The 16,635-nt window shown below is 65.7% G+C and carries 14 protein-coding genes; 6 read left to right on the top strand and 8 right to left on the bottom strand.

All coding sequences use genetic code 11. From position 1 onward, the window contains the following. A partial coding sequence (locus WAN02_RS33620; RefSeq protein ID WP_422269676.1) for an AAA family ATPase occupies positions 1-508 on the bottom strand: 508 nt, incomplete at its 3' end. A gap of 129 nt (positions 509-637) precedes the next feature. On the opposite strand from WAN02_RS33620, the gene WAN02_RS33615 reads away from it, so the two are divergent. Next, positions 638-1,663 carry a hypothetical protein gene (locus WAN02_RS33615; protein ID WP_422269675.1) on the top strand — a complete coding sequence of 342 codons (1,026 nt, stop codon included), beginning with the start codon at positions 638-640 and terminating at the stop codon, positions 1,661-1,663. Positions 1,664-1,667: 4 nt separating this feature from the next. On the opposite strand, the gene WAN02_RS33610 is transcribed toward WAN02_RS33615, so the two are convergent. After that, positions 1,668-2,504, bottom strand: coding sequence for a DUF3097 domain-containing protein (locus WAN02_RS33610; protein ID WP_422269674.1), 837 nt, complete (start codon positions 2,502-2,504; stop codon positions 1,668-1,670). Between the two features lie 104 nt (positions 2,505-2,608). On the opposite strand from WAN02_RS33610, the gene WAN02_RS33605 reads away from it, so the two are divergent. Together WAN02_RS33605 and WAN02_RS33600 are read left to right on the top strand one after the other, a co-directional pair. Further along, entirely contained in the window at positions 2,609-5,947 is a 3,339-nt protein-coding gene (locus tag WAN02_RS33605) for a DUF2126 domain-containing protein (protein WP_422269673.1), read from the top strand. A gap of 14 nt (positions 5,948-5,961) precedes the next feature. After that, positions 5,962-8,619, top strand: a complete 2,658-nt coding sequence (locus WAN02_RS33600) for a circularly permuted type 2 ATP-grasp protein (RefSeq protein ID WP_422269678.1) — start codon at positions 5,962-5,964, stop codon at positions 8,617-8,619. Positions 8,620-8,623: 4 nt separating this feature from the next. Here the strand turns inward: WAN02_RS33600 and WAN02_RS33595 are convergent, their stop codons facing one another. Continuing rightward, the gene (locus tag WAN02_RS33595; RefSeq protein ID WP_422269672.1) at positions 8,624-9,670 is read right to left on the bottom strand and encodes a zinc-binding metallopeptidase family protein; all 1,047 of its coding nucleotides are present in this window, start codon (positions 9,668-9,670) and stop codon (positions 8,624-8,626) included. Next, positions 9,663-10,601, bottom strand: a complete 939-nt coding sequence (locus WAN02_RS33590; protein WP_422269671.1) for a transglutaminase family protein — start codon at positions 10,599-10,601, stop codon at positions 9,663-9,665. The genes WAN02_RS33595 and WAN02_RS33590 overlap by 8 nt, the downstream gene beginning before the upstream one ends. 87 nt (positions 10,602-10,688) lie before the next feature. Here WAN02_RS33590 and WAN02_RS33585 point away from each other — a divergent pair, with 87 nt between their 5' ends. After that, positions 10,689-11,078, top strand: a complete 390-nt coding sequence (locus WAN02_RS33585; protein WP_422269670.1) for an MmcQ/YjbR family DNA-binding protein — start codon at positions 10,689-10,691, stop codon at positions 11,076-11,078. A 308-nt stretch (positions 11,079-11,386) separates the two neighbouring features. Further along, on the top strand, positions 11,387-11,761 hold the full coding sequence (locus WAN02_RS33580; RefSeq protein ID WP_422269677.1) for a transglycosylase family protein: 375 nt from the start codon (positions 11,387-11,389) through the stop codon (positions 11,759-11,761). A 100-nt stretch (positions 11,762-11,861) separates the two neighbouring features. Here WAN02_RS33580 and WAN02_RS33575 read toward each other — a convergent pair whose 3' ends face one another. Together WAN02_RS33575 and aspS are read right to left on the bottom strand one after the other, a co-directional pair. Next, positions 11,862-12,299 carry a nitroreductase family deazaflavin-dependent oxidoreductase gene (locus tag WAN02_RS33575; protein ID WP_422269669.1) on the bottom strand — a complete coding sequence of 146 codons (438 nt, stop codon included), beginning with the start codon at positions 12,297-12,299 and terminating at the stop codon, positions 11,862-11,864. Positions 12,300-12,326: 27 nt separating this feature from the next. Then, positions 12,327-14,135, bottom strand: a complete 1,809-nt coding sequence (gene aspS / locus WAN02_RS33570) for an aspartate--tRNA ligase (RefSeq protein ID WP_422269668.1) — start codon at positions 14,133-14,135, stop codon at positions 12,327-12,329. Between the two features lie 59 nt (positions 14,136-14,194). Here aspS and WAN02_RS33565 point away from each other — a divergent pair, with 59 nt between their 5' ends. After that, positions 14,195-14,476 carry a 2-dehydropantoate 2-reductase N-terminal domain-containing protein gene (locus WAN02_RS33565; protein ID WP_422269667.1) on the top strand — a complete coding sequence of 94 codons (282 nt, stop codon included), beginning with the start codon at positions 14,195-14,197 and terminating at the stop codon, positions 14,474-14,476. On the opposite strand, the gene WAN02_RS33560 is transcribed toward WAN02_RS33565, so the two are convergent. Together WAN02_RS33560 and WAN02_RS33555 are read right to left on the bottom strand one after the other, a co-directional pair. Further along, positions 14,473-15,933, bottom strand: coding sequence for a hypothetical protein (locus tag WAN02_RS33560; RefSeq protein WP_422269666.1), 1,461 nt, complete (start codon positions 15,931-15,933; stop codon positions 14,473-14,475). The two genes, WAN02_RS33565 and WAN02_RS33560, sit on opposite strands and share 4 nt — an antisense overlap. A 12-nt stretch (positions 15,934-15,945) precedes the next feature. Continuing rightward, positions 15,946-16,635 (bottom strand): sulfotransferase family protein (locus tag WAN02_RS33555; protein WP_422269665.1); only part of this gene is annotated, 690 nt, incomplete at its 5' end.

Below are 16,635 nucleotides of genomic sequence, written 5' to 3'. Positions count from 1 at the left end.
TCAGCGACCGCGACAGCAGCGGCGCGACGACGGAGAACGAGGGATTCTCCGTCGTCGCCGCCACCAAGAGCACCACCCGGTTTTCCACGGCGGCCAACAACGCGTCCTGTTGGGTCTTGGAAAAGCGATGCACCTCGTCGATGAACAGCACGGTCTGCTCGCCGTGTGCGGCGGCGCGTCGCGCGGTGTCGATCACGGCGCGGACTTCCTTGACCCCGGCCGACAGCGCCGAGAGCGCCTCGAACCGGCGTCCCGTGGCTTGCGAGACCAGGGATGCCAGCGTGGTCTTGCCGCTGCCAGGCGGGCCGTAGAGGATGGCCGACGCCATACCTGAGCCCTCGACCAGACGCCGCAGCGGCGAACCGGGTTGCAGCAGGTGGTCCTGACCGACGACCTCGTCGAGACTGGCCGGGCGCATCCGCACCGCCAGCGGCGCGCCGGCAGACCCGAAGTGCGCGCCCTCGCCGAGTTCGGCCGCGTCGGGGACGTCGAACAGACCGTCGGACACGTGTCAGGCATACCACGTCAACACGACACGACGGCGCGCAGTGTGAGCTCTCAGCGCCGCCGCCGAATACTTGCTAAGTTCTCGAAAGCGCACGCCGGACAACTCCCCAACGACGAGGCAGGAGCGGCCATGAGCCACCCTCCGGAGCACCCTGGCAACCCACACGACCCGTACAGGGGTAACCCCAATCCGGGCGACTACCCGCCGCCACCCGGCTACGGACCGCCTCCTGGACCGCCACCGGGGTACGGCCCACCCCCAGGACAGCCGCCGCCCGGCTACGGACCGCCTCCCGGGTACGGCGCACCCCTGCCACCTCCCGGCTACGGGCCGCCGCCGCAACCCGGCTACGGGCCTCCCCCCGGCTACCCTCCGCCACCCGGCTACGGACCCCCTCCCGGCTATCCGGCGGCTCCGGGCTACGGACCGCCGCCCGGGTCGGGGTTCAGCATCGGTGAAGCGACCTCATGGGCGTGGAATAAGTTCAAGAAGAATCTTGGGCCGCTGGTCCTCGCGGCGCTGATATACGGCGTGATCGGTGTGGTCGTGCATGGCCTGGTGTTCGTCCTGCTGGGCGGCGCCACGGCCGACACCACGAACGTCGACGGCGATTATGGCGCGTCATTCCAGGCCGGTCTGGGCACGGTCGGCACGCTGGTCCTGTCCATCGTGACGTTCGTCTTCGGGATTTTCGTGCAGGCCGGGTTCCTCTCCGGCGGGCTTGACCTCGCCGATGGCAGGCCGGTCACCGTGGGCTCGTTCTTCAAACCGCGCAACTTCGGCACGGTGATCCTGGCCGGCGCGCTGCTCAGTGTGATCAGCGCGGTCCTGGATCTGCTTTCGCTGCCCGGCTTCCTGTTCGCATTGTTGTCGTTCGTGTTGATTGCCGTCTTCACGTTCTTCGCGCTGTTCACGATTGCGTTTGCGACGGACCGCGGGCTGGCGCCGATCGATGCGCTCAAGGCCAGCTTCAGCACCGTCCGGGCGCATGTCGGCGAGACGCTGGTGTCTTTCTTGGTGCAGGGTCTGCTGGTGGTGGCGGGCTTGTTCGCTTGCGGCGTCGGCATTCTCGCGACCGGCCCGATCGCGCTGCTGGTCCAGGTGTACACCTACCGTCGGCTCTCCGGAGGACCGATCGCGCCGGCGACCCCCTAGGTCGTCACGGCTGGGTGACGAAGTCGATCAACTCCTCCACCCGGCCGATCAGCGCCGCGTCGAGGTCGGTCCAGTCCCGGACTTGGCCGCGGATGCGCCGCCACGCCGCGGCGATGTCGGCCTGGTCGGCGTGTGGCCAGCCGAGGGCCTGGCAGATCCCGTGCTTCCAGTCCGTCCCGCGTGGGATGACCGGCCACTCCGCCAGACCCAGCCGGGCCGGATTGACGGCCTGCCAGACGTCGACGAACGGATGGCCGACGACCAGGGTGTCCGAGCCGCCGGGACCGCGGCGCACCGCTTCGGCCAGCCGCGATTCCTTGGAACCGGGTACCAGGTGGTCGACGAGCACGCCCAGCCGCCGCTGCGGGCCGGGGCGGAACTGTGCGACGACACCGACGAGATCGTCGACCCCACCGAGATATTCGACCACCACTCCCTCGACCCGCAGATCGTCGCCCCACACCTGCTCGACGAGCTCGGCGTCGTGGCGGCCCTCGACGTAGATCCGGCCGGTCCGGGCCATCCGGGCGCGTGCTCCGGTCACCGCGACCGAGCCCGACGCGGTGCGGGTGGGCGCCTTGGCGGTCGGACGTCGCGGCGCGATCAGGATCACCGGTTTGCCGTCGACGAGATATCCCGGTCCGACCGGGAATGGCTTCCGGCGGCCATGGCGGTCCTCGAGTTCCATCCGGCCGTATTCGACGCGCACCACCGCACCGACGTAGCCGGTCTGCGCGTCCTCGACGACCATGCCGAGTTGTATTGCCATTTCAGCTGACCGGATCGTGCGCGCGTGGTGCGGGTCGCGTGCCAGAACGTCCGGGCCGTAACGATCGTCCACCCGAGCGATCCTAGGAACAGCGAGGGCGAAACCCGGTCACGCCACGCGGGATGCGGGGTTCGCCGTGCTGCGACCTTGTGGCCGTCGTGATGTGATGGGCGGTTATGACCATCAAAGTGGCACTGGAGCATCGCACCAGTTACACCTTTGATCGGCCTGTCCGGGTGTTCCCGCATGTCGTGAGGCTGCGACCGGCGCCGCACTCGCGTACCGCGATCGAGGCGTATTCGCTTCGCGTCGAGCCCGCCGACCATTTCATCAACTGGCAGCAGGACGCGGTGGGCAACTTCGTCTACCGGCTGACGTTCCCGAATCCGATGAGCCGGCTGACCATTACGGTCGGGCTGATCGCCGACCTCAAAGTGATCAACCCGTTCGACTTCTTCATCGAGGACTGGGCAGAGACGTGGCCGTCCGGTGGGTTCAGCTATCCCGAGCCGTTGGCCGAGGACCTCAAGCCGTACCTACGCCCGGTTGACGAGAACGGTGCCGGATCGGGTCCCGGTGAGCTGGTGCAGGCCTGGGTGAGCACGTTCGCGATGGCGCCGGGCACCCGCACGATCAACTACCTGGTCGAGCTCAATAGGCGGGTCAACAGCGACCTCGGCTACAGCCTGCGCATGGAACATGGCGTGCAGACACCGGATTTCACGCTGCGAACCGGGGTCGGCTCGTGCCGCGACTTCGCCTGGCTACTGGTGTCGATCCTGCGTCAGATGGGTCTGGCCGCCAGGTTCGTCTCCGGCTACCTGGTCCAGCTGGCGTCAGACGTCAAGGCGCTCGACGGACCGTCGGGCCCTGCTGCCGACTTCACCGATCTGCACGCCTGGGCCGAGGTGTACATCCCCGGTGCGGGCTGGATCGGTCTGGACCCGACGTCAGGACTGTTCGCCGGCGAGGGTCACATTCCGCTGGCCGCGACACCGAGTCCGGAGAGCGCGGCGCCCATCACCGGCAACACCGATCCGTGCGAAGCGGTGCTGGAGTTCTCCAACACCGTCACCCGCATCCATGAAGACCCGCGCGTCACGCTCCCCTACACCGACGAGGCGTGGGCGACGATCCAGGACGTCGCGCGCGGCGTTGACAGGCGACTGACCGACGGCGATGTCCGATTGACCGTCGGTGGCGAGCCCACGTTCGTGTCGGTGGACAACCAGGTCGACGACGAGTGGATCACCGCTGCCGACGGCCCGCACAAGCGCGAACGCGCCTCCGAGCTGGCCGCCCGACTGAAAGCGCAGTGGGCACCGCAGGGGCTGGTCCACCGCGGACAGGGCCGGTGGTATCCCGGTGAACCGTTGCCGCGCTGGCAGATTGGACTGTACTGGCGCACCGATGGGCAGCCGCTGTGGCCCGACGACTCGCTACTGGCCGATCCCTGGGGTACCGATCAGGCCGGTCCGCCGGCATCCGACTCCGCAGCTCAGGACTTGCTGGCTGCCATCGCCGACGGCCTGAGCCTGCCGCTGTCGCAGGTGCGGCCCGCTTACGAAGATCCACTGTCGCGGATGGCGGCCAAAGCGCGCCTCCCCAAGGGCCATCCGGTGGCACCGGATGGGGATTTGGACTCGGAAACCGGCAAGGACACCGTCGCGGGCCGCGCGGAACTATTGGCACGCCTCGATGAATCCACCGAAGCCCCAACTGCATTCGTGTTGCCGCTGCACAGACGCGACGACGACGGCGGCTGGGCCAGCGCAGACTGGCGACTTCGTCGCGGCCGCATCGTATTGGTGGACGGCGACTCGCCGGCAGGCCTTCGGCTGCCACTCAACGCGATCAGCTGGAAGCCGCCGCGGCCGAGGTTCGACACCGACCCGACCACCGTCGGCGACGAGTTGCACGGGTCCGCCGAGGAGGCGGAGGTCGACGACGACGAAGCCGCGCCGACCACCGCGATGGTCGCCGAGGTGCGCGACGGGCTGCTCTACGTCTTCATGCCGCCGACCGAGGCGCTGGACCACTTCGTCGATCTGATCGGCCGGGTGCACGACGCGGCGGTGAAGACCGGCTGCCCGGTCGTCATCGAAGGTTACGACCCGCCGCCGGATCCGCGGCTGACGTCGACGACGATCACCCCTGACCCGGGTGTCATCGAAGTCAACATCGCGCCCACCGCCAGTTTCGCCGAGCAGTGCCGGCAACTCGAAACGTTGTATGAGCAGGCCCGGCTGGCTCGCCTTTCTACGGAGTCGTTCCAGTTCGACGGCAGCCACAGTGGCACCGGAGGCGGCAACCACATCACTCTGGGCGGCAGCACCCCGAAGGATTCACCGCTACTGCGCCGGCCCGACTTGCTGGTCTCGCTGTTGACCTACTGGCAGCGGCACCCGGCGTTGTCCTACCTGTTCGCCGGTCGATTCGTCGGCACCACGTCGCAGGCGCCGCGGGTGGACGAGGGCCGCGCCGAGGCGCTCTACGAACTGGAGATCGCCTTCGCCGAAATCGACCGGATCACGTCGCCTTCCGAGGGCGCCGCAGCCAAACCGTGGGTCACCGACCGGGCCCTTCGGCATTTGTTGACCGACATCACCGGCAACACCCATCGCGCCGAGTTTTGCATCGACAAGCTCTACAACCCGGACAGCCCGCGGGGCCGACTGGGCCTGCTGGAACTTCGCGGCTTCGAGATGCCGCCGCATCTGCGGATGGCGATGGTGCAGTCACTGCTGGTGCGGTCACTGGTGGCCTGGTTCTGGGACGAACCACTGCGGGCTCCCCTGATCCGGCATGGCCCGAACCTGCACGGACGATACCTGTTGCCGCACTTCCTGATTCACGACATCGCCGACGTCGCCGCGGATCTGCGGGCGCACGGCATCCCCTTTGAGACCAACTGGCTGGACCCGTTCACCGAATTCCGGTTTCCGCGCATCGGCACCGCGGTGTTCGACGGCGTCGAGATCGAACTGCGCGGAGCCATCGAGCCGTGGAACACCCTCGGCGAGCAGTCCACCGCCACCGGCACCGCCCGCTACGTCGACTCGTCGATCGAACGCATCCAGGTGCGCATCATCGGCGCCGACCGGCACCGCTATCTGATGACCTGCAATGGGTACCCGGTTCCGTTGCTGGCCACCGACAACCCCGACGTGCACGTGGGCGGTGTGCGGTTTCGGGCGTGGCAACCGCCGAGCGCGCTGCATCCGAGCATCACCGTTGACGGTCCGCTGCAGTTCGAGCTCGTCGACCTGACCACGTCGACGTCGCGCGGCGGCTGCACGTATCACATCGCCCATCCCGGGGGGCGCGCCTACGACGAACCGCCAGTGAACGCCGTCGAGGCCGAGTCACGTCGCGCCCGACGCTTCGAAGCCACCGGATTCACCCCCGGCAAGCTCGAGCTGTCCGATGTCCGGGAGATGCAGGCGCGAATTTCCACAGACATCGGCGCGCCGGGCATCCTTGATCTGCGACGCGTGCGTACCGTCCTGCGGTAATGGCCTCAGCAGAGATGGCAGTGCATTCCAGCGACGCGTCGGCAGCTTTTCACCACCGCACCGACGTCGACCGGCTGCTGGCCGGGTATCGCGCGACGCGTGCCCAGGACGCCCTGTTCGACCTACGTCCGCCCGGCTTGCGTGGCCCGGGGATCGGCTACGACGAGTTCGTCGACAAAGCCGGCAACGTGCGCCCCGCCTGGACCGAGCTTGCGGACGCGGTTGGTGACCGCGGCCGGGCAGGTCTGCAACGGCTGCGCTCCGCGGTGCACCAGCTGGTGGACAACGACGACATCACCTATACCCGCGTCGACCCCGCCACCGAATCCGCTGCCAATGGCCAGGCCGAACCGCGGCCCTGGCGTCTGGATTCGCTGCCGCTGGTCGTGTCGGCTCCGGATTGGGAAACACTCGAGGCGGGGCTGGTGCAGCGGTCGCGGGTCCTCAACGCCGTGCTCGCCGACCTGTACGGCAACCGTCGGTCGCTGACCGAGGGCGTGCTACCACCGGAGCTGCTGTTCGCCCACCCCGGCTATGTCCGCGCCGCGAACGGAATCGAGGTGCCGGGGCACCATCAACTCTTCATGCACGCCTGCGATGTGAGCCGGTTGTCCGATGGCAGTTTCCAGGTGAATGCCGACTGGACCCAAGCCCCGTCGGGCGCCGGTTATGCGCTGGCCGACCGACGGGTGCTCACACAAGCCCTGCCCGATCTTTACGAAAGGATCGGCCCGCGGCCCACGACGCCATTCGCGCAGGCGTTGCGCCTGGCACTGATCGACGCGGCACCCGACGGCGTGCAAGACCCGGTGGTCGTTGTGCTCAGTCCGGGTATCTACTCCGAAACCTCGTTCGATCAGGCGTATCTCGCGACACTGCTGGGTTTTCCGCTGGTGGAGAGTGCGGATCTGGTGGTTCGCGACGGTAAGTTGTGGATGCGTTCGCTGGGCACCCTCAAATGCGTCGACGTGGTATTCCGCCGCGTGGACGCGACGTATACCGACCCGCTCGATCTGCGCGCCGACTCGCGGCTCGGGGTGGTCGGGCTGGTCGAGGCGCAGCACCGCGGGACGGTGACCGTGGTCAACACTGTTGGCAGCGGCATCCTGGAAAGTGCTGGGCTGCAACGATTTCTACCTGAACTGGCCACGCTGCTGCTCGGGGAATCGCCGCTGCTCGCCAGTACGCCCAGTTATTGGGGCGGCATCGACAGCGAACGCTCGCACCTGTTGGCGAATCTCTCGTCGTTGTTGATCAGGCCGACCATCGGTGGGCAAACGCTTGTCGGACCGACCCTTTCGTCGGAGCGACTTGCCGAGCTGGCCGCCTGCATCACCGCGATGCCGTGGCAGTGGGTCGGCCAGGAGCTGCCCCAGTTCTCGTCCGCGCCCACCAGCCACCCCGGTGAATTCTCTGCGGCCCCAGTGGGCATGCGTCTGTTCACGGTGGCCCAACGCGGCGGCTACGCGCCGATGCTCGGGGGCCTGGGCTATGTGCTGGCGCCGGGCCCGTCGGCATACACATTGAAAACCGTTGTTGCAAAGGATGTCTGGGTCCGGCCCACTGAGCGTTCGCGGGCGGAGGCGGTGACCCTGCCGGCGCCGGAGACACCGGCGAAGGCGGGCGCGGGCACCCTGGGAGTCAGCTCACCGCGCGTGCTGTCGGATCTGTTCTGGATGGGACGCTACGGCGAGCGGGCCGAAAACATGGCCCGGTTGCTGATCGCCGCACGCCGGCGTTACTACGAATTCCGGCATCGCCAGGAGACTGACGAAAGTCAGTGCATACCGGTGTTGATGTCTGCACTGGGCAGGATCACCGGAACCGATCCAGGGCCGGACGACCAGGCGGAGACGATCGCGATCGCGCCGTCGACGCTGTGGTCACTCACCATGGACCGCGACCGGCCCGGCTCGCTGGTGCAGTCGGTCGACCGGCTGGCGCTGGCTGCCAGAGCGGTGCGCGACCAGTTGTCCAGCGACACCTGGGTGGTGTTGGCCGGCGTCGAACGCGTGTTGGCACACAAGGCGGAGCCGCCTGACTCACTCGCCGAGGCCGACGCGGTGTTCGCCACCGCGCAGTCGCAGACATTGGTCGCGATGCTGACACTGGCCGGCGTGGCCAGTGAGTCGATGGTGCAGGACGTCGGCTGGACGCTGATGGACATCGGCAAGCGCATCGAGCGCGGCCTGGATTTGACCGCATTGCTGAACGCGACGGTGACGACCGTGCGGGCTCCGGCCGCGGAGCGGACAGTCATTGAATCAACCCTGACCGCAGCGGAATCGGCGGTCACCTATCGCCGCCGCACGGCCGGCGAGGTCAGCGTGGCCGCCCTGGCGGAGCTGATGCTCTTTGACGCGACGAACCCGCGGTCGTTGGTGTATCAGCTCGAGCGACTGCGGACCGACCTCGGTGACCTTCCCGGCTCATCGGGGTCATCGCGGCCGCAACGGATGGTCGCCGAGATCAGCACCCTGCTGCGGCGGTCGAATCCCGACGAATTGGCACAGGTTTCCGCGACCGGACGCCGCAAGCAGCTAGCCGAACTGCTGACCGCGGTACACACCGCGCTACGCGAGCTGGCCGACGTGATCACCGCGACGCAGCTGGCGCTGCCCAGCGATATTCAGCCGCTGTGGGGTGGCGACGAGCGCCGCATCATGCCGTGACACTTCAAGCCGCTGGTTTGCCCGAATCCGCGGTTACCTCGTCGATGACGGCATGGATGAACTTCATCTTCTCCAGCACCGCCACCGGTAGTACGAACGGGTAGAGATCATCGTGGCCCATCGACCGGTTCACCATGTTCAGCGACCACGACACCGGTAGCCACATGTCGATGATGGTGTTAAAAGCGCTGGGGCCCAACACCGGCCGATCGAAGGTCGCTGTCGCTGGTGCGAAACCCGACCAGGCAGCAGTATCCAGCGTGTCCCGGATGTGCAGGTAGTGCGCGAACGTCTCAGCCCAATCCTCGGCGGCGTGCATGGTGGCATAGGACGAGACGAAACGCTTCTTCCAGCCCTCGGGTGCGCCCTCGCTGTAATGGCGGTCCAACGCCTCCTGATAGTCGGCGTCAGGGTCGCCGAACAATTCGCGGAACCGCGCGTCGTAGCTGCTCGACGGTGAGATCAGCCGATAAAAGTAGTAATGGCCCACCTCGTGGCGGAAGTGTCCCAGCAGGGTGCGATAGGGCTCATCCATCTCGACCCGCAGCTGCTCACGGTGCACGTCATCGCCTTCAGCGAGATCTATTGTGATGACGCCGTTTTCGTGCCCGGTCATCACCGTTTCGTGTGCACTGGACAACAGCCGGAAAGCCAAACCGTAGTCGGGATCCTGATCGTGACCGATGATCGGCAGCTTCAGCTCATGCAACTCGGCCACCAGTCGGCGTTTGGCCGCTTCGGCTTGGGCGAATTCCACCAGACCGGCGGGGTCGGCGTCGTTCGGGCGCTCGGTGGTCAGCGCACACGACACGCACAGCAGGCCGGGACGATTGATGGGGACCAACCAGTTGCATTCGGCCAGATGGCGATTGGCGCACAGTTCGTATTCAGCCGCGCTAACGAAGCCGGCACGGTCGGCGTCCTCGCCGGTGGTGAGCACCAGCAGGGCCATCTCCTCGAGGGAAAACCCGAGCGGGCTGCCGCAGTTCAGGCACGCCGAATTCTCGAAAGTCAGGCGCTGGCCGCAGTTCGGGCAGTGGAAATCACGCATACAGTTCGTCACCTTCGTAGGGCACCACGTCGACGGCGACGTCGATCACGCTCTTCTTGGAATTGGTGTAGATGATGCCTCGCAGCGGCGGCACGTCGGCGTAGTCACGACCCCGCCCGACGATGACATATCGTTCGTCGACCAACTGGTTGTTGGTGGGATCCAGTCCCAGCCATTCGAATTGGCCCGGCGCTTGTGGCGTCCAGACCGCGGCCCAGGCGTGGGTTGCGTCGATACCGATCATGCGATCCTTCCCGGGCGGCGGATTGGTGGCCAGGTAACCGGAGACGTAGCTGGCCGCCAAACCGTTGGCACGCAGGCAGGCGATCGCCAACCGCGCGAAATCCTGGCATACCCCTTCCCGGGCATTCAGAACCTCGTTGACTCCGGTTGACACCGTGGTCGACCCAGAGCGGTAGGTGAAGTCGGCGTAGATGCGCGAGGTGAGGTCACGCAGCACCTCGCCGAGTGGTCGCTGCGGGACAAAGCTCGGCGCTGCGTAGTCGCGCACCTCGTCGGTGATCTCGGGTGGATTCAGGTCGAGGGCGAACTCGGCGGCCAAAGCGCCGCGCGCTCCTAGCGGGCGGGCCTGTTCCCAGGGCGCCAGTGCCGGTCCGGCACCCCAACGCTCCGGCGGCGCCGGGTACACCTCGACGATCGACTCGCTGGTGATCGTCAGCGTCTGATGGGGTTCGGTGACATGAAAATACGAGCTGACGTTGCCGTAGGTGTCCAGGCTCGTTGAGCTGTCCGCGGGTGCCGGCGAGATCGTCAGCTCGTGGAACAGGCAGCGCTGCCGCAACAGATCCCGCGGGGTCAGGAAACCACGACCGTAGGAACTGGTCACCACGTCCGAGTAGCGGTATTCGGTGCGATGGGTGATCCGGTAGCGGGCCCCCGGGCCGCGCGGGTGCTGATCCGGCGACGTCACGCTGCAACACTAATGAGCATCAACATCGCATGCAGCCCCGCGGCCTGGATCCGGCGCTTGGCCGGCCCGATGAGAGCACAATGAGTCATGGCCACCTGGGACGACGTCGCCATCGTCGTCGGTGAGCTGCAACTCACCGAGGAGCGATCGCCACACGAGTGGCGGGTCGGCAAGAAGCTGATCGCCTGGGAGCGTCCGCTGCGCAGGTCTGACTACGACGCGCTGACCGCGCTCGGGGTCGAACCACCACAGGGCGACATCCTCGGCGTCCGGGTGGCCGACGAGGGCGTCAAGTTCGCGCTGATCGCCGACGAGCCCGAGCTGTACTTCACCACCCCCCATTTCGACGGCTATCCAGCCGTCCTGGTGAAGCTCGCGGCGATCGATGAACCCGGGCTACGGGAGCTGATCGTTGAGGCTTGGCTGACTCAGGCCCCAAAACGCCTGGTCCAGGAGTTTCTCGACGAGAACAAGTGACTCATCACACCGGCCACCCGGCGACACCATCAGTCACTTGAGTAACAGCAGTATCACAGGCCACTCTAATCACTTCATCACAGCTAGATAACTCTATTCACATATATCACTCTAGTTATAAACCACACCAATAGCCCCTTTAATTAACTCCTATTACCACCAGCAACAGAAAACGCTCTTTAAACAATTATCTCACTGAATTGCTAAAGTCCCACGCATTGACTCTTTTCCCGCGTGTTTGTTAGAAGTGTTAAATGAGTCATTTAGGTGGGCTACTGAGCACGATGTGCAAGCACCTGGTGATAGCCATGCTGGTCGTCCTGGGCATGACGCTGCTGGTCAATCCGACCACCGGCGTGGCCTACGCGGACGGCATGAACTGGGACGCCGTCGCGCAGTGCGAATCGGGTGGCAACTGGCACGCCAACACCGGCAACGGGTTCTACGGCGGACTGCAGTTCAAGCCGTCTACCTGGGCGGCCAACGGCGGCATCGGCGACCCGGCGACGGCCTCGCGCGAGCAGCAGATCGCGGTGGCGAACCGGGTGCTGGCCACCCAGGGACCCGGCGCCTGGCCCAAGTGCGGCGGCAATGGCCAGCTCTTCCCGATCCAAATCGTCAACATCTTCTTGCACCCGGTGCGCGGCACGCTGCAAACGATCCTGTCGCTGGTCCCGCATTAAGCCAATTTGGGAGCGCGTGACCGCCCTGTGATAGGAGCCGTGATTGCCCCGTGACCGGGCGCCGCGGCAGCTCGGTTGACGACCTAACTATCCGTCTCGGCTAACTGGCCGGCTGCAGCTCGAAGACCGGGATCACCCGCGTCGTCTTCGCCTGATACTCGGCGAAACCGGGAGCTGCCGCGGTGATCTGGCCGAAAAGTTCGTCACGTTCGGCCGGGGGCAATTCCCGCGCGGTGACGTACGAGGAGTCGTTGCCGATCTCGACATGCGCCCCCGGGTTCGCCCGCAGATTTTGCACCCAGGCCGGGTTGACGTCGGACCCAGCGAACGACCCGATGATGAGCAGTTTGCCGTCGATGCGGAAATAGGCCAGCGGCGAGACCCGCGACTGACCGGACTTGGCGCCGGTGGTGGTCAGCAGCAGCAGGTCAGCGCCCTCGAACTGGCCCCCGACCTTGCCGTCGTTGGCACGGAACTCGTCGACGATGGCTTCGTTGAACGCTTTGATTACTTCGGTGTCAGGAAATCCTTGGGACATGCCACCTGAACCTCGCCGGGCCGGTGTCTATTCCGGTTCGACGGCTTTGGGTGTCCGCTTCGTCTCGGGCACGACGTCGATTCCCGACTCCTTGCGCTGTTGCGCGGTGATCGGCGCCGGGGCGTCGGTCAGTGGGTCGACGCCGCCGCCGGACTTCGGGAACGCGATCACCTCGCGGATGGAATCGGCTCCGGCCAGCAGCTGGACGATCCGATCCCAGCCGAACGCGATGCCGCCGTGCGGCGGGGCGCCAAAGGTGAACGCGTCCAACAGGAATCCGAATTTCTCCTGCGCTTCGGCGGTGCCGATGCCCATCATCGCGAACACACGTTCCTGAATGTCGCGGCGGTGGATACGAATCGAGCCGCCACCGATTTCGTTGCCGTTGCAGACGATGTCGTAGGCGTCCGCCAGCGCGTTGCCCGGATCGTTGTCGAAGGTGGCCTCCGACTCGGACTTGGGCGAGGTGAACGCGTGGTGCACTGCGGTCCACGCGCCGCTGCCCAGCGCCACATCGCCTGCAGCGGTAGCCTCATCGGCCGGCTCGAACAGCGGGAAGTCCACCACCCAGGTGAACGCCCACGCTTCGGGGTCGATCAGGTTGAGCCGATGCGCGATCTCCACGCGGGCCGCGCCCAGCAGCGCACGGGACGCCTTGGCCAGCCCGGCGGAGAAGAAGATGCAGTCACCGGGCTGGGCGCCCACGTGTGCCGCCAGGCCGTCGCGTTCGGCGTCGGACAGGTTTTTGGCCACCGGACCGCCCAGCGTGCCGTCGTCACCGACCAGCACGTAGGCCAGCCCCTTGTGGCCGCGCTGTTTGGCCCATTCCTGCCAGCCGTCCAGCGTGCGGCGCGGCTGCGAGGCGCCTCCCGACATCACCACCGCACCCACATACGGCGCCTGGAATACCCGAAAGGTGGTGTCGGAGAAGAACTCTGCGCACTCCACCAGCTCCAGCCCGAAACGCAGGTCGGGCCGGTCGGAACCGAACCGTCGCATCGCATCGGCATAGCTGATCCGCGGCACCGGCAGCGGGAGGTCGTAGCCGATCAGCGCCCACACCGCCTTGAGCACTTGTTCGGAAATCGCGATGACGTCGTCCGCCTCGACGAAGCTCAGCTCCATGTCGAGCTGGGTGAATTCCGGCTGACGGTCGGCGCGGAAATCCTCGTCGCGGTAGCAGCGGGCGATCTGGTAGTAGCGCTCCATGCCGGCCACCATCAACAGCTGCTTGAACAGCTGTGGGCTCTGCGGCAGCGCGTAGAACGAGCCGGGTTGCAGCCGGGCCGGCACCAGGAAGTCGCGCGCGCCTTCCGGTGTCGAGCGGGTCATCGTCGGCGTCTCGATCTCGACGAAGCCGTGCGCGGCCAGCACGCCACGCGCCGCGGCATTTACCTTGGAGCGCAACCGGATTGCGCTACCAGGTCCTTCGCGGCGCAGGTCGAGATAGCGATAGCGCAGCCGGACCTCTTCGCCGGCGGGCTCGTCAAGCTGGAACGGCAGCGGAGCGCACTCCCCCAACACCGTCAGCGACGTCACGTTGACCTCGATCTCGCCGGTGGCGATCTCCGCGTTGGCGTTGCCCTCTGGGCGGATCTCCACCACACCCTCGACGGCCACACAGAACTCGGCGCGCAACCGGTGGGCCTGAGCCAGCACGTCGTCGGCGCGAAACACCACCTGCGAGACTCCCGAGGAATCGCGTAGATCGATGAAGATCACCCCGCCGTGGTCGCGCCGACGCGCGACCCAACCGGCCAGCGTCACCTGTTGACCGGCATCGGTGGCTCGTAACGAACCCGCGGCGTGAGTGCGCAGCACAAATACTCCTTGCATACGGTGGGAACGACAGCCCAGTCTAGAGGCGCTAATTTCAAGCAAGCACCATGGATGTCATGGAACGTGTGGCAGTTGTGGGTCCGGGCGCGGTCGGGCTGGTCCTATTGGCGATCAAAGCCACCCAGAATGCCGACCGGGCTCGCTGGCCGGCCGGCCTGTGTGACGAGAACACCAAAGTCGTGGTCCTGCAGAACGGCGTGGAGCAGGTCGAGCAGATACAGCCGCTCTGCCCGTGGTCGACCGTCATCCCCGGCATCGTCTGGTTTTCGGCCGAGACCTGCTCGCGGCGGCCGGCGACCGACCGTGTTAACCGGTCAATTGGTGGGTCGAGACGCTAGCCCGACGCAGCGCTGAGCAGATCGTTGACGACACCGGCGATTGCATCCAACGAGGTGGGAACGGTGAGGTCCCCGAAAGGAGTCTGCAGGATGTCGGTGATCACGTTTGCGCCGCCTGTTGCGGAAGGGATGTCGGTGTAGATGCTCTCGATTCCGGTGTCACCGAAGACGACCGTCTCGAATACCGAGCCGATCGGAGCGTCGGGATCTGATCCGGAGGTGACCAAGACTGTTTCGGTGGAGTCATCGAACTCGTCCAAGGTGTTCGTGACGTCGGCGCCGAAAGAGCCGGTCGTGCCGTCGGCGTTCGCGTAATCGAATGTCTGCGTTCCCTGCACTGCGGCATCCACCGGCGGAAGCCCGTTGACGCCGGTGAAGTCCAGAGCGCCAACGGGATGAAGGTCGTCGCCGCCGGGAAGGTCAATAGCGGAAGTGGTTTCGACTTGGGCTGCGTCGAAGGTGGTGGGAATGTCGAAGTTTCCGAACGGGGTGATGATGGTATCCGTGATGACATTTCCAGACGGGGAGGTCACGTCGGAGTAGGCGCTCTCGCCGCCGAGGTAATACATCGTGTTGAAGATCGAACCGACGCCCGGATCGTTTGCAACCGTGCCGAGATCGTTGGTAACGAGGGCGGCCTCGGTGTAGCTGCCGAAGAAGTCCCCGGTGATTGTGTCGTAGGCGTTGAAGCTGCCGATCACACCTCCGCTCGCGTTTTCGACGTCGAATACCTGCGTGCCGTCATCGGCCATCGCGAGCGGGGCAATTCCGGTTATCGCGTCAATCAACTGGGAGCCAACGGGATCGATGACGTCGCCGGTCGTCCCGATCGGTACACCCCCCGCGTCGGCGGCGGTAAGGTCGGCCGCATTAAAAGTGGTGGGCATCGCGTAGTCACCCTCCGGCGTGACCACGGTATCGGTGATCTCGTAGTTCCCGCCGCCGGTGGGAATCGCGGAGTAAATGTTCGCGTAGCCGCTGTCGCCGAGGGTGTAGGTGTCGAACACCGAACCGACCGGCAGAGCGTCAGTGCCGGTCGACGAGGTGACGAGGACTTCCTGGTTGGTGTCACCGAAGGCATCCGAGGCATTGCTCTCGAAGCCGTGGAAATTGCCGGTAGTGCTGCTTGTCGTGTCCGCATATGTGAAGGCTTGGTGGCCCTGAATGCTACCGGGAGTGGCCGGAGACGCCGTGTCTACGCCATCGTATCCGTATCCGAAAATTCCGGTGATCGTCTCGGTGCCGGTGGGATCGATGGTGTAGTTGTCGGCGAAGGCCGCGGCCGTCGGCATGAACGCGACGCCCAACAGCCCGCCCGCAGCCGCGCCCAGGACGCGTGCACTACGACGTCGAGTCGCCGCGGAAATCGCCTGTCCTGCCGCCAGACCGATCCGGAGGTCTAAAGACGCGGGGCCCCGGAGCCTTTCGCGCTTCACCACCACCGAGTGCTTTCCCATTGTTCTAGTCCTTCAGACGAGGGTTTCAGGTCTTTGCGGGGCGGGACGTTTGTCGGTCTTGTTTGAAAGCCCGAACGCATCGTAGACAAACCCGAGGTCTTGTCGAATGCGTTCGGGCGCAATTCCGAATTGTTGGGGTGAGTGCTCATGACGGCTGGTGTAATTGCGCTGTCGCGCCGCCTGCTCCCGCACTTCTTCGACGAAGGCCTCATTGGGCTTTATTTCGACGAAGTCGAGGATGCGTTCCATGGTCGGCTCGAGGTCGTTGATCAGATCCTCGTAACGCACCACGCACAAATTGCGTTCCGGGATCTTGCCCGACGATTGCGCCTCGTAAAAGTAGCGCAACATGTCGCACGACGCCTGGTACAGATTTTCCAGCCACCTGCGCTGGTCTTCTTCCTTCGTGCGATTCCACACGTCGTAGCCGTTCTCAAGCACACTGGCCAGCAACGACATTCCCGACGGAATGACCTCGACCGGGTCGCGGATGACGTATACGAGCTTGCAGTCCGGGTAACGCCGCAACACCGCATCAAGACGCATGGTCAGCATGCTGGTCTTGGCGAGCACCCGGTTGGCGCCTTTGAGGGTCAGGTTCCGCCGCCAGCACGACTCGTAGTACTTGAAGAACCGGTCCTCTTCGCGCGGTGTCACGCCGTCGATCGCGAACTCGCGGCGAGACAGTCCGCTGCCCCAAGT

It is taken from the genome of Mycobacterium sp., assembly GCF_049281135.1.
Lineage (GTDB): Bacteria > Actinomycetota > Actinomycetes > Mycobacteriales > Mycobacteriaceae > Mycobacterium.
This window is presented reverse-complemented; position numbering and strand designations above follow the sequence as displayed.

Coding starts and splice junctions, on each gene's coding strand:
- WAN02_RS33585 (WP_422269670.1), top strand. CDS start 10,689: ATGGCCACCTGGGACGACGTCGCCATCGTCGTCGGTGAGCTGCAACTC.
- WAN02_RS33565 (WP_422269667.1), top strand. CDS start 14,195: ATGGAACGTGTGGCAGTTGTGGGTCCGGGCGCGGTCGGGCTGGTCCTA.
- aspS (WP_422269668.1), bottom strand. CDS start 14,135: ATGCAAGGAGTATTTGTGCTGCGCACTCACGCCGCGGGTTCGTTACGA.
- WAN02_RS33605 (WP_422269673.1), top strand. CDS start 2,609: ATGACCATCAAAGTGGCACTGGAGCATCGCACCAGTTACACCTTTGAT.
- WAN02_RS33595 (WP_422269672.1), bottom strand. CDS start 9,670: ATGCGTGATTTCCACTGCCCGAACTGCGGCCAGCGCCTGACTTTCGAG.
- WAN02_RS33580 (WP_422269677.1), top strand. CDS start 11,387: ATGCTGGTCGTCCTGGGCATGACGCTGCTGGTCAATCCGACCACCGGC.
- WAN02_RS33575 (WP_422269669.1), bottom strand. CDS start 12,299: ATGTCCCAAGGATTTCCTGACACCGAAGTAATCAAAGCGTTCAACGAA.
- WAN02_RS33615 (WP_422269675.1), top strand. CDS start 638: ATGAGCCACCCTCCGGAGCACCCTGGCAACCCACACGACCCGTACAGG.
- WAN02_RS33600 (WP_422269678.1), top strand. CDS start 5,962: ATGGCAGTGCATTCCAGCGACGCGTCGGCAGCTTTTCACCACCGCACC.
- WAN02_RS33560 (WP_422269666.1), bottom strand. CDS start 15,933: ATGGGAAAGCACTCGGTGGTGGTGAAGCGCGAAAGGCTCCGGGGCCCC.